Annotated in this window: 13 protein-coding genes; 7 read left to right on the forward strand and 6 right to left on the reverse strand. The window is 60.8% G+C overall.

Translation table 11 applies throughout. The features are described from left to right. Positions 1-6: 6 nt before the first annotated feature. The 3 genes from AC1RL4_RS20975 to greB are packed head-to-tail and all read left to right on the forward strand — an operon-like array spanning position 7 to position 3,751. On the forward strand, positions 7-690 hold the full coding sequence (locus AC1RL4_RS20975) for an ABC transporter ATP-binding protein (protein ID WP_007939984.1): 684 nt from the start codon (positions 7-9) through the stop codon (positions 688-690). Then, positions 690-3,194, forward strand: a complete 2,505-nt coding sequence (locus tag AC1RL4_RS20980; RefSeq protein ID WP_430954362.1) for an ABC transporter permease — start codon at positions 690-692, stop codon at positions 3,192-3,194. The genes AC1RL4_RS20975 and AC1RL4_RS20980 overlap by 1 nt, the downstream gene beginning before the upstream one ends. Positions 3,195-3,253: 59 nt before the next feature. Next, a complete protein-coding gene (greB, locus tag AC1RL4_RS20985) occupies positions 3,254-3,751 on the forward strand; it encodes a transcription elongation factor GreB (RefSeq protein WP_018929803.1) in 498 nt (165 codons plus the stop codon). 33 nt (positions 3,752-3,784) lie between these two features. On the opposite strand, the gene AC1RL4_RS20990 is transcribed toward greB, so the two are convergent. The 3 genes from AC1RL4_RS20990 to AC1RL4_RS21000 all read right to left on the reverse strand — a co-directional run bounded on the left by AC1RL4_RS20990 (position 3,785) and on the right by AC1RL4_RS21000 (position 6,313). Next, complete coding sequence (locus tag AC1RL4_RS20990) at positions 3,785-4,093, reverse strand: hypothetical protein (protein ID WP_007939981.1); 309 nt, start codon at positions 4,091-4,093, stop codon at positions 3,785-3,787. A 260-nt stretch (positions 4,094-4,353) separates the two neighbouring features. Then, positions 4,354-4,788 (reverse strand): DoxX family protein, encoded by a 435-nt coding sequence (locus AC1RL4_RS20995; RefSeq protein WP_019582550.1) that lies wholly within the window; start codon positions 4,786-4,788, stop codon positions 4,354-4,356. A 103-nt stretch (positions 4,789-4,891) separates the two neighbouring features. Beyond that, entirely contained in the window at positions 4,892-6,313 is a 1,422-nt protein-coding gene (locus tag AC1RL4_RS21000; protein WP_028939008.1) for an MltF family protein, read from the reverse strand. 237 nt (positions 6,314-6,550) lie between these two features. On the opposite strand from AC1RL4_RS21000, the gene AC1RL4_RS21005 reads away from it, so the two are divergent. The 3 genes from AC1RL4_RS21005 (at position 6,551) to AC1RL4_RS21015 (ending at position 9,626) form a co-directional block, all read left to right on the forward strand. Beyond that, on the forward strand, positions 6,551-7,360 hold the full coding sequence (locus tag AC1RL4_RS21005) for a TatD family hydrolase (RefSeq protein WP_204124597.1): 810 nt from the start codon (positions 6,551-6,553) through the stop codon (positions 7,358-7,360). 283 nt (positions 7,361-7,643) lie between these two features. After that, the gene (locus AC1RL4_RS21010) at positions 7,644-9,125 is read left to right on the forward strand and encodes a methyl-accepting chemotaxis protein (protein ID WP_204124596.1); all 1,482 of its coding nucleotides are present in this window, start codon (positions 7,644-7,646) and stop codon (positions 9,123-9,125) included. A 132-nt stretch (positions 9,126-9,257) separates the two neighbouring features. Further along, entirely contained in the window at positions 9,258-9,626 is a 369-nt protein-coding gene (locus AC1RL4_RS21015; protein ID WP_349746921.1) for a terminase, read from the forward strand. Here AC1RL4_RS21015 and AC1RL4_RS21020 read toward each other — a convergent pair whose 3' ends face one another. The 3 genes from AC1RL4_RS21020 to AC1RL4_RS21030 form a co-directional block, all read right to left on the reverse strand. Further along, positions 9,627-10,424 (reverse strand): acyl-CoA thioesterase, encoded by a 798-nt coding sequence (locus tag AC1RL4_RS21020; RefSeq protein WP_019582555.1) that lies wholly within the window; start codon positions 10,422-10,424, stop codon positions 9,627-9,629. A gap of 134 nt (positions 10,425-10,558) precedes the next feature. Continuing rightward, complete coding sequence (locus tag AC1RL4_RS21025; RefSeq protein ID WP_430954361.1) at positions 10,559-11,326, reverse strand: CHAD domain-containing protein; 768 nt, start codon at positions 11,324-11,326, stop codon at positions 10,559-10,561. Positions 11,327-11,372: 46 nt separating this feature from the next. Further along, the gene (locus AC1RL4_RS21030) at positions 11,373-11,651 is read right to left on the reverse strand and encodes a hypothetical protein (RefSeq protein ID WP_018929811.1); all 279 of its coding nucleotides are present in this window, start codon (positions 11,649-11,651) and stop codon (positions 11,373-11,375) included. A gap of 219 nt (positions 11,652-11,870) precedes the next feature. Here AC1RL4_RS21030 and AC1RL4_RS21035 point away from each other — a divergent pair, with 219 nt between their 5' ends. Next, positions 11,871-12,920, forward strand: coding sequence for a patatin-like phospholipase family protein (locus AC1RL4_RS21035; protein WP_018929812.1), 1,050 nt, complete (start codon positions 11,871-11,873; stop codon positions 12,918-12,920). Positions 12,921-12,943 lie beyond the last annotated feature (23 nt).

Genomic DNA, 12,943 nt, shown 5'->3' on the forward strand with positions numbered 1-12,943 from the left:
TTCTCCATGGGCGCAAGCATTCTCACCGCGAAGAACCTCAGCAAAGTGGTTCCCAGCGCGGAAGGTGAACTGACTATCCTGCACGAACTCAGCCTGGAACTGAACAAGGGCGATAGCCTGGCCATTGTCGGCGCCTCCGGTTCCGGCAAATCCACCCTCCTCGGCCTGCTGGCCGGCCTCGACCTGCCGAGCAGCGGCGAAGTCACTCTCGCCGGCCAAGGCCTGAGCAATCTCGACGAAGACCAGCGCGCGCGCATTCGCGCCGAGCACGTGGGGTTTGTCTTCCAGTCCTTTCAACTGCTCGACAGCCTCAACGCCCTGGAAAACGTCATGCTGCCACTGGAACTCGATGGCCGCAAAGATGCCCGTGAGCGCGCCACCGAGCTGTTGCAACGGGTCGGCCTGGGTCAACGCCTGACCCATTCGCCGCGCCAGCTCTCCGGTGGCGAACAGCAGCGCGTGGCGATTGCCCGTGCCTTCGCCGCCGAGCCCGATGTGTTGTTCGCCGATGAGCCCACCGGCAACCTCGACAGCCACACTGGCGAGCGCATCAGCGATCTGCTATTCGAACTCAACAAGGAACGCGGCACCACCCTGGTGCTGGTAACTCATGACGAACGCCTGGCACATCGCTGCCGGCGCCTGATCCGCCTTGAAGCCGGCCTGCTGGTCGCCCCTCTGGAGCCTTGATGGCACGCCTGCCGCTATTGCGCCTGTTCAGTCTCGCCATTCGCCAACTGCTGCGCGATGCCCGCGCCGGTGAGTTGCGCGTGTTGTTCTTCGCCTTGCTGGTGGCCGTGGCGGCGAGTACCGCCATCGGTTACTTCGGCGCCCGCCTTAACGGCGCCATGATGCTGCGCGCCACCGAGTTTCTCGGCGCCGACCTGTTGCTGGAAGGCAGTTCGCCGGCGCGGCCGGAACAGATCAACAGTGGCATCGAGCTGGGCCTTGAACATGCTCAGGTGGTGGAATTTTCCAGTGTCATTGCCACCGACAACGGCATTCAACTGTCCAGCATCAAAGCCGCCGATGACGCCTACCCGTTGCGCGGCGAACTGAAAAGCGCCCCCGCGCCGTTCGCGCAAGAAGCGCCCGGTGGCGGTCCGAAACCCGGCGAAGCCTGGGTTGAAGCGCGACTGCTGACTGCGCTGGACTTGAAGATCGGCGACAGCATCGACGTCGGCATGAAAACCCTGAAACTGGCGCGGGTACTGACCTACGAACCGGATCGCGCCGGCAACTTCTACAGCCTGACGCCACGGGTGCTGATCAATCTCAGCGACCTCGAGGCAACCGGCGTGGTGCAACCCGGCAGCCGGGTCAGTTACCGCGAACTCTGGCGCGGCAACGCCCAGGCGCTGGAAACCTATCGTCAATTGATCAAGCCAGGCCTGGCCGCCAACCAGCGCATCCAGGATGCCCGCGATGGCAATCGGCAGATCGGCGGTGCCTTGGGCAAGGCCGAACGTTACTTGAACATGGCCAGCCTGGTGGCGGTGCTGCTGTCCGGCGTGGCGGTGGCGTTGTCGGCGACACGCTTCGCCACCCGCCGATTCGATGCCAGTGCATTGCTGCGCTGTCTGGGTCTGTCACGCCGGGAAACCATGGTGCTGTTCAGTCTGCAACTGACGGTTCTCGGACTGCTCGCCAGCATCAGCGGCGCCCTGCTTGGGTGGCTGGCGCAGCTCGGGCTGTTTGCGCTGCTGCATGATTTACTGCCAACTGACGTCCCACCGGGAGGTCTGTTGCCGGCCATTGCGGGGATCGGCACCGGGCTGGTCGCGCTGGCCGGTTTCGCCCTGCCGCCGTTGGCCGCTTTGGGGCGAGTCCCACCGCTACGGGTATTGCGCCGGGACTTGCTACCGATTCCCTCCAGCACCTGGATGGTCTATGGCGCGGCGTTGGGCGCCCTCGGCCTGATCATGTGGCGCTTGAGCCTGGACCTGGTGCTGACTTTCGCCCTGCTCGGCGGCGGCGTGATCGCGGCACTGGTGCTTGGCGGTTTGCTCTTGCTGCTGCTCAAGAGCCTGCGCCGGATGCTGGCCCGCGCCTCATTGCCATGGCGTCTGGGGTTGGGCCAACTGTTGCGCCATCCACTGGCGGCGGCGGGTCAATCCCTGGCCTTCGGCTTGATTCTGCTGTCGATGGCGTTGATCGCTTTGCTGCGTGGCGAGCTGCTCGACACCTGGCAAAACCAGTTGCCGAAAAATGCCCCGAACTATTTCGCCCTGAACATTCTGCCAGCGGACAAACAAGCCTTTAGCGATCGGTTGATGGAGCTGTCGGCACAATCGGCACCGCTGTACCCGGTGGTGCCGGGACGGCTGATCAGCATCAATGGCAAACCGGTGCAGGACATCGTTAGCAAGGACTCGGCCGGCGATCGAGCCATTCAACGCGACCTGAGCCTGACCTGGGCAGCGGACCTGCCGGCGGGCAACAAGCTCACCGCCGGCAACTGGTGGGATCAGCAACCGGCGGATGAACTACCCGGTGTTTCGGTGGAAGGTAAAGTCGCCGAAAGCCTCAAGCTCAAGCTCGGCGATCACATGGTGTTTAGCGTTGGCGGGGTCAACCGGGAGGCGAAAGTCACCAGCCTGCGGGAGATCAACTGGGACAACTTCCAGCCGAACTTTTTCATGATCTTCCAACCCGGCACCTTGAAGGATTTGCCGGCGACCTACCTGACCAGTTTCTATCTGGCACCCGGTCACGACCAGCAGATCGTCGACCTGTCCCGCAGTTTTCCAGCGGTGACCATTCTGCAAGTCGAAGCGTTGCTGGAGCAGTTGCGCAGCATTCTCGCGCAGGTCACCCTGGCAGTGGAGTACGTGCTGTTGTTCGTGTTGGCGGCGGGGATGGCGGTGTTGTTCTCCGGCTTGCAGGCCACCCTCGATGAACGTATTCGCCAAGGCGCGTTGCTGCGAGCGCTGGGCGCCGAACGGCAGTTGCTGGTCAGGGCACGGCGAATCGAGTTCGGTTTGCTCGGCGCGGTCAGCGGGCTGTTGGCGGCATTGGGCTCGGAACTGGTGAGCCTGGTGCTCTACCGCTACGCCTTCGACCTGCCTTGGCATCCGCATCCATGGCTGCTGGTAATGCCGCTGATCGGCGCGGTGCTGATCGGTGGTGCCGGTGTATTCGGCACACGCCGCGCCTTGAACGCCAGCCCGCTGACAGTCTTGCGCGAGGGTTGATAAACTCAAGTACGCTTGTTTAAAAACCCGATTCAAGAACTCAACCACAAGAAGTCGCCATGAGCCGTTATCGCCCTCCCCGCACCGCCGGCACAGCGCTGATCACCCCCGAAGGTGAAGCGCGGATGCGCGCCGAGTTTCATGAGCTCTGGCATGTGCGCCGACCGCAAGTGACGCAATCGGTCAGCGAGGCGGCGGCCCAGGGCGATCGTTCGGAAAACGCCGAATACACCTACGGCAAAAAGATGCTGCGCGAGATCGATAGCCGTGTGCGCTTCCTCACCAAACGGTTGGAAGCGCTCAAGGTGGTCAGTGAAAAGCCCAGCGATCCGAACAAGGTCTACTTTGGCGCCTGGGTCACGATCGAAGACGAGGACGGCAAAGAGTCGCGCTATCGCATCGTCGGCCCGGATGAACTGGACCTGAAGCTAGGCCTGATCAGCATCGACTCACCGCTGGCCCGCGCCTTGATCGGCAAGGCACTGGACGCCGAAGTGCGAGTGCAGACACCAACCGGTGAGCAGTGCGTGTATATCGTGGCAATCGACTATTTTTGAGCCACGGAGCTCTAAGCCGTAGAGCCCTGAGCCTCAGCAGCGGGCAATCAGCCCTTGGCGCGCGACGCGGGTCAGTTGCCTGATCACTTCAGGCGCGTCCTCGGCGCTGGGTGCCTGAATCACCGCCAGATCGAAACTGTCAGTCGCGAAGCGCTCCAGCGACTCGCCATCTTCGACAAACTGGATCAGGAATGCTGCCGGACCGCCGGTGCGACGTGGCCAGCCATCGAGGTAACGCAACAGCGTCGGCTGATGTTTACCGCCAAGCAGGATTTTTGGATTGCGTTGGGTGAGATGTGCCGTGATCGGCGCGGGGCGTACAACGGGGTTCAATGCATTCATTGTGTCGTGTCTCTGCCTCAAAAGTCTGCATGGCAGGTGAGAGGCAACACCGAACCAGCGCTTTAGCGGTATTTCGAAGCCTGTTTCAAGCTTCTATCGGCAACTGAATGAGTCACCTGGCGCCCCGCAAGTAGCTGTTTAAATCGGCGCATGAGCAGCATCCTAGAGAAGCTGACCGGACAGTGTCAAGAATCGCCAGCAACAAAAAAGGCCCGCACAGTGCATCACACTGCGCGGGCCTTTTCGTTGAGTCAGAGCGGTCAGTCGGCGATGGCGCGGTCGACCGAGAGCTTGCCTGCGCCTTCGATCAGCACTGCGAGGCTGCCACCGAGCAAGGCCAGGGCGAATTCATAACCGTTGTTGGCCATGAACAGACCGTTGCTGATGTGCACCGAGAAAATCGCAACCAGCGAGAGGAAGGTCAGCCCCAACGCCGCCGGGCGTACCAGCAGGCCGATGATCAGCGCCAGACCGCCGAAGAATTCAGTACCGCCGGCCAGGATCGCCATCAGGTGACCGGGCGCCAATCCAATGCTTTCCATGTACTGCGCGGTGCCGGCAATGCCGTAGCCGCCGAATGCCCCGAAGAGTTTCTGTGAGCCGTGGGCCGCGAAGATGATGCCGACGAAAATCCGCAGAATCGTCAGGCCGTAGCCAGCGCGGGTAGACAGTACCTTGTTGATCAGTGTGCTCATGCTGTGTCATCCATTGTGAGAGTGTGTTGGTTGGTCGCCATATTAATCGGTTTATCTCATGTTAAAAGCGCAAAAAACGCACCATAACAATCAGATTAGTCGATCATTTACGTAAGGCAACTTTCTGCCCCTGAGGCTCCAACGATTCCCGCTCCCGATCGAACGCCAGGTAATACTTGTTCACGCTATTAACATAGCTGACAGCCCCCATTCCCACCTGCTCCATGGCGATGCGCTCAACCTGGAAAAACCACTGATTAGGATTCAGGCCGCGGCGCCGAGCCTCGGCCCGCATGCCCTGGACCCGCTCCGGCCCCATGTTGTAGGCCGCCAGCACGAACGCCATGCGCTCGCGCTCGTTGAGTTTGGGGCTGGCAAAGAATTTACGGCGGATCATCGCCAGGTACTTGGCGCCGGCCTGCACATTGGCATCGAGATTCTGAATGTCACTGACGCCAACCCGTTGGGCGGCCGATGGTGTTATTTGCATCAGGCCGGTGGGGCCGCCTCCACTTCTGGCGGTGGGTTGCAGCGCCGATTCCTTGAAGGCCAGCGCTGCCAGGTTCAGCCAGTCCATGTCCTGGGCTTGCGCGTGTTTTTGCAGCACCGGTCGAAGTTTTTCCAGGCGCTGACGATCGGCCTTGGCCAAGGGATAGTGCACTTGATACAGGCGCCGGTAGATCCGCAGGAACGCCGCATCCTGGTCCGACGGTTGCTTGTAGGTGGTCAGGAAACGGTCGATGCTCGCCCGCAGCATCGAGGCGTCGCGACGCACGAACCAGTATTCCTCGCCCGGCTCATTGATGAGCACCTGTCGATCGAAGCGCAACTTGGGCAGGATCTTGCCCCAGCGCTCGGCGATCGGTTGCTCGACGATGGTTAGATGGAAGATCCCGCCCTGGACCATTTCCAGTACGTCCTCGACGGCCAGGCTTGGGTCGACCCACTCGATCTTCACCGGGGGCAGTTTGTGCAGCGCGAGCTTCTGATTGATCTGGCTGACCGCATCCCCGGCAGCACTGCCGGTGGGCAGCGCGAGGGTTTTACCCGAGAGTTGTTCGAGGTGGGTGTAACGCCTTTCGCCTTTGATCCCCACCAGCAGCAACGGCACGTTGCTGGCAATCGGCTCACTGGTGCTGACCGCGTGCCCCGATTGCGGATCAAGCAATTCCCCCGGTGCGACTAGATCACCCTCCCCACGCTGCAACGCGCCGAGCAGTTGATCCTTGGCTTTAGGAATGATCTTGAGGGTGATTTCCTGGCCATCACGGGCGTGGCCATTAAGGTATTGCTCGAAAGCCCGCAGGCGGTGGTATTCGACGCCGATGGCCTGGCCCTGGATTTCGCCGGAGCTGTTGCGGCTCTGGTTGACCAGCACCCGCAGCACACGACTGCTGCGAATCTCCGCCAGGTCACGGACCTTGGCTGCCGGTACGGCTTGCAACGGCCCGGCCAGACGCGCAACCGCCGGCATCGGCAGCAGCAACGAACAACACAGCAGTAACAAAACCGAGGGACGTGTCATCCACTCTCCGGAAAGAATACTGGCCAACCTCATGAGTGATTTCATGACATCGGGCAACAGAAACAGAGCGCTTGAAGCGCTGATAAAGTGCGAGAGAGTGGCACAGTGATGGCAAATCTACCAACCCCGACCTGCCTCGCGGCCTCAACAGACAGCTTTAACTCGTTGTAGTTCTTGGTTTTTCTTATAAATCTACAGCTCTGATATGCTTTCCGGCCTTTGGTCCGAGGTAGCACCATGCAACTCATCGATATCGGCGTCAACCTGACCAACCCCAGTTTTGCCGACAAACACCAGGCTGTACTCGACCGTGCCTACGCTGCCGGGGTCTGCCAACTGGTGCTTACCGGGACCAGCGTCGAGGGCAGCGAACAGGCGCTGGAACTGTGCCGGCAATTGGACGAAAGCGCTCAGCGACTGTTCGCTACGGCCGGAATTCACCCGCATTCAGCCAGCGACTGGAACGCCGACAGCGCCCAGCGTCTGCGCAGTTTGCTCAAGGAGCCGAACGTAGTGGCCGTGGGTGAATGCGGCCTCGATTTCAATCGTGACTTCTCACCCCGCCCGCAGCAGGAAAAAGTCCTCGAAGAACATCTGGCAATGGCGGTCGAACTGCAACTACCGGTGTTCCTGCATGAACGTGACGCCAGCCAACGATTGCTGGAGATCCTGCACGATTACCGCGATCAATTGCCGGCCGCCGTGGTGCACTGCTTCACCGGTGAAAAGAAGGCGCTGTTCAGTTATCTCGATCTGGACTTGCACATCGGCATCACTGGCTGGATCTGCGACGAACGCCGGGGCACGCACCTGCATCCGTTGGTCAAGGAGATTAAACGCGGGCGCTTGATGCTGGAGAGCGACGCGCCGTATCTGCTGCCCCGCAGCTTGCGTCCCAAGCCGAAAAACGGTCGCAACGAGCCGGCGTATCTGACTGAAGTGTTGCGTGAAGTGGCGTTGCATCGCGGGGAAAGCTTGGAAGATCTCGCCGCCCACAGCACCGCCAGCGCCCGGGCGTTTTTCGGGTTGCCCTCGACCCCTCAATAAACACACATTCCCCTGTGGGAACGAGCCAGTGTGGCGAGGGGGCTTGCCCCCGTTCGGCTGCGTAGCAGTCGTAAATAATTATGTGCGGTGTACCTGATACACCGCGATTGCAGGTTTCGGGGCCGCTTCGCGACCCAACGGGGGCAAGCCCCCTCGCCACACAGGATCGTCCACACATTTAGATATGACGTGCTTGTTGACCTGTATCAACATCTGAATCCCTGAGCAGCGGCACAATAATGGCACCTTGCCAAAACTGTTTCCGCTATCAGAGAAGACCTCCATGGGTGCCTGGCTTAGCAATATCTCGCTGAAATACAAATTCTGGGCGGTCAACGCAGTCGCCTTTGTCACCACCTTGTTGCTGGTGCTGTACGCCGTGCAGCTCGAACAACAGGCCCGCAGTCACGCCGCGCAAGTATCGGCCCAGGCCCAGGCACGATTGCTCAATGCCTGGCCTGTCGGGCAGCCGTTGCCCAAGGCCGACAACCTGCTGACCTTCAATCGTGGGCAGGCGCCTTTACTGAACGGGCAACCGCTGCTGGAGCTGACCGATACCCTCGGTTGGGTCCAGATCAATGCCATGCCGCTGTTCGGGGAAAATCCGTTGATGGGCGCCGAGGTGTTCGCTCGCCCCGATGGTCAACAGGTCGCGGTAGTTGCCTACAGCCCGAGCCTGAGCCAGGTGTTCGGCGAGCGCTTCACTCACTACGCGGTAGCGGTGTTCATCCTGATGCTGGCGATGCTCGGCGCGTCGCAACTGTTGATCCGCTTCCTGCTCAGCCAGCTCAACACCTTGAAAGACGTGATGCTCCACGTCGAGAAAAGCGGCGACCTGTCGGCCCGTGTGCCACTGGCCTGCAAGGACGAAGTCGGGCAGATGGCCAATGCCTTCAATGCCATGCAGGCCGGCTACCAGCGGGTGGTCAACACTGTCGCCAGCACCGCCCGGCAACTGGACGTCGGCGCCGCGCGACTGGCCGCGAGCATGAACGAGGTGCGTCACGGCATGCTCGGCCAGCAAAGCGAAACCGATCAGGCCGCTACGGCGATCAACGAAATGACCGCCACGGTCCATCACATTGCCCAACACGCCGGCGCCACCCGCGACCTCTCGCAAACCGCCGACACCCTGGCTGGCAGCGGTCAGGAAGTGGTGACTCGGGTACAGAAATCGATTGGCGGATTGTCCACTGGCGTGCAGCAAACCGCCGAGATGATTCAGCGCCTGGCCGAGGACAGCCAGAAGATCAACGGCGTGGTCAACGTGATTCACAGCATCGCTGAACAAACCAACCTGCTGGCCCTGAACGCGGCCATCGAAGCGGCCCGGGCCGGTGAGATGGGCCGAGGGTTTGCGGTGGTCGCCGATGAAGTGCGCAACCTGGCCAAACGGGTCCAGACGTCCACCGACGAGATCACCACCATGGTTTCAGCGCTGCAGGCCGGGACTCGGGATGCGGTGGATTTCATGCAGGAAAGTTCGTACAAGGCGGACGACTGCATGCAACAGGCCCAGGAAGCCAGTGTGGCCCTGGCTGAAATCACCGGTGCGGTGGCGCAAATGCGTGAAAGCAATACGCAGATCGCGGTGGCGGCCGAGCAACAGAGTCATGTGGCGGAGGAGATGAATCGGGCCGTGGTGAGCATTCGCGACGTGACCGAGAACACCGTGAAGCAGACCGTGAACTCGGCGATTACCAGCAATGAATTGGCGATGTTGGCCGGGGAATTGAGCAAGGCCATCGGGCAGCTCAAGCTTTAAGGGCCCGCGAAGGCAGTCAACATGAATATCGACCATGACCCCTATCGCGCCGATAGCCAGCCTTGATTCGCCGACGGCTTTCGCCCGACCTATTCTTTGTTCATGAGCCTCAACGAACCAAGGATAAGCATCATGGGCAAACGTCACCCCAACCTTCCCGCCTGGCAATGGCGCCTGTACCCGCACAATCACCAGCACCCGACCAATCTGGTGTTGCACCTGATTGCCGTGCCGCTGTTCATCGTGGCGTTTTTGCTGATGGTCTCGGGGGTGTTCAGCCTGGATCTGGCGAGCTTCGCAATTGGCGTCATCGGCTTGATTGCCGCCCTGGGCCTGCAGCGTCACGGTCATAGCCTGGAGGCGCAAGCCTCCGAGCCGTTCAGTAATCGCAAAGACGCGGTATCACGCTTGCTGGTCGAGCAGTTCCTGACCTTCCCACGGTTTTTCTTCAGTGGCGGCTGGTGGCGCGCCTGGCGCGAACGCCACCGTCGCCATCGCTGATCAGGCGAAAATCGTGACGGTCTGCCGACTCATGGCGATCAACTGACCGTCTTCGCTCCAGAGATTGGCGGCGGCGTGCCCGTAGCCGTCAGCGGCATGTTCGATGTCCACCAGGTACTTGCACCAGTCCAGCGTACTCAACGCCAGCAACGGCTGGACGAATTCGATGGTCCAGGTAAGTGTGCTGCCTGCCGCCGGTTTCTTCAGATGCGACAACAAGGACGGCGGCCAGGCGTCGACCAGCGCCAGGATATGGGCCTCGCTGACCGACTCGCCCTCCCCATCCCCGCGCAAGCGTACCCAACCACCCATGTCCCGCGATTTGTTACCGGTGAACGGCATGCCACCGACACTCCAGCGCATGGCCAGGTAGCGCATGAATTCCGGGGTCACGCCTTTGATGTACGGCAGTTCCTGACAGTCGTCCCAATGCTTCATCTCAGGAGCCGGGTTGGCCGCGACCACCACTTCGGAAGTTCGCGAAGCGCCGAAGCTGCCCTGGACCAACGTCACCACTTGCCCCTTCTGCATCGCCCGGCCCAGCACCTGGCTGACGGCTTTGCCTTCGCGCAATACGTCGACTTCAAAACTGACCGGTACATCGGGCTCGACCGGGCCGACAAAGGTGATTGCCAGCGAGCGCACCGGACGATCCGCCGGGACTTTTGCGCGCATGGCTTCGTATTGCAAGGCGGCGATCAGACCACCAAAACTCGCCCGCCCCTGGCCCCACTCAGGTGGAATAGACACTTCCTGCGGCTGGCTGCGAACAGCGTCGAGCAGATCGGAAAAGCGCATGGGAACCTCAAAGACTGGAAAATGGATGGAGCGATCTTAACCAGCCCGCAAGGCCGGCACAGCGCTTATTCCGGCCAAAATTACTGACAGATGAGCCGTGCTCGACTGGAACCCACATTGGATTCGTGGTGGTTTCAGGATTTGAAACAGGCTCTGCTGAGTTTGTCGAGAACACGGTCGGCGCGCTCTTCGGCCTGGGCCATGGTGGTTTTCCAGACTTCGACACATGGCTGCAAATCAGGCTCTTCCTCGGCGCGGGCCAGCCATTGCCAGCTGTCGTGCCAATCCCCCAAGGCAGCCTGAGCCGACTTCAGCCTGGGCATGGCTGCTTCCGGCAAACGATCCAGTTCGGGATAAGCTTCGATGCCATAACGCGCACGCTTGATCAGCAGGCGCAGACGATGGCGGTCATGGGCGGGATCGTGCAGGGCCTGGTCGAGTTTCTTCCATTGTTTGGCCAGGCGTTTTTCGATGCGCTGGCGCAAGCCCTTGAGCAAACGCTGGCGCTGGGAGGCCCGCAGGAAACGCGGAAAGGCGTCGAGGATCATCAACAACTGCGTCAGCTCCGGGCTCATCGCCACGGTGGGATAAGCCTCAGCCATCCGCGCCATGCGCCGGTGCGCGGCCTCGGGTTGATTGTGCTGGAGCAAGTACGCTGCCAGCACTTCACGATCACGCAACGGTGTGGTCAGTTGGCCGACCCGGGACGACGCTGCTTCCAGTTGTTCGACCCCAGGCAAACCGCGCAAGGGACGAAGCAGGCTGCGCAATCTGCGCACGGTGGTGCGCAGATCGTGCAGCGCCTCCGGATCGGTGCGGGCACTCAAGCGAGCCTGACAGGCCAGCAAACGGACTTCCAGGCCCAGTACTTGAGCCACCAACCGATCAACCACGGCAGACATCGCGTACTCCCTGAATCGAATTACCCTGAGTACGCTCCATCATGCCTCAACGGCCGGCGCGGGACTCACGAATGTAGAAACGTGCCTTCTCGGCCTTTCTGGTACACCCCTCGTACGCTTCGAATTGTTGCTGGGTCTTGGCACCGGTCAGCAACGACAGCGCCTTGGAGTAGCTGACAGTCCCGGCTAAACCCTCGGCCTTGGCCAGATCCAGTTCGTGCCAGGCGGCGTCGAGCTGGCTACCGCAGCTGTCACGGTAAGCGGTTTTACCGGCACAACCGGCAAGCGCCAACGCAATCAAAGGCACACAAATCCAGGCTTTCATCACTCACACCTCAAAGATAATAGACAGTCGTGCAGGTAAGACCGCTCTGGCGCGCGAAAAGTGCCTTGGACCCGCAGTGGAAACTATAGCGCTCGCGAGGATACCTACTCGCCTTCGTTGAGTGTCAAAAAACGACGCCCGCTCCCGTCGAACGACCATAGCGATTGAAGCGAGCCCCTCGTTGGGTGCATTGTTGAACCTTGTCAAAGAGGTCGATTCATGAAAAAGCGTGTCGCACTGGTGTTGGGCTCGGGCGGTGCCCGGGGCTACGCCCATATCGGCGTTATTGAAGAGATCGAACGGCGTGGCTACGACATCGCCTGCATCGCCGGTTGCTCCATGGGCGCGGTGGTCGGCGGGATCTATGCCGCCGGCAAACTCGATGATTATCGCGACTGGATCGAGAGCCTGGATTACCTCGACGTGTTGCGTCTGGTGGATGTCAGCTTCCGCCTGGGCGCGATTCGCGGGGAGAAGGTCTTCGGGCAGATCCGCAAGATCGTCGGCGAGATCAATATCGAAGACCTGCGCATCCCCTATACAGCCGTGGCCACGGACCTCACAAACCAGCAGGAAATCTGGTTCCAGGAAGGTTGCCTGCACCAGGCCATGCGTGCGTCGGCGGCGATCCCCAGCCTGTTCACCCCCGTGATGCAGGGCAATCGAATGCTGGTGGACGGCGGCATCCTCAACCCGTTGCCGATCGTGCCGGTGGTGTCGAGCCATTGCGACCTGATCATCGCGGTCAACCTCAACTCCACCAACCAGCGTCACTATCAACTGCCGGTGATCCAGCGCCCGGCGGCATTCAAGACCCGCTTCGACAGCCTGATCAGCTCGCTGGGCTCGAAATTGCCTTTCCGCCGCAAACAGGCGGAGCAATTGCTACTTCTCGAAAAGGAAGCGCTGATGGCAGAAGCGGCCGAGATCAACCCGTGGATCGAATCCGCCCAGCCCGAAGCCCAGCAACCGGCCGCAGCCCCGGAAAGCGACGGCGCACCGAAATCCGCCACCGGGTCGTTCATCATCGACAACGTCGGGCCGGCGTCTTTGCTGGACCTGATCAACCAGAGTTTCGAGGTGATGCAAACTTCATTGGCGCAGTACAAGATTGCCGGGTATCCACCGGATATCCTGATCAACGTGCCCAAGCGGGTGTGCCGGTTTTTCGAGTTCTACAAGGCGCCGGAACTGATCGCGCTGGGGCGGGAGATTGCCCGGGATACGCTGGATCGGTATGAGAGTGAGCGCAATGAAGATTGGCGGTAAAGCGTACTGACGATCGTTCCCAC

Source organism: Pseudomonas sp. GW822-FHT07A10, from assembly GCF_058798795.1.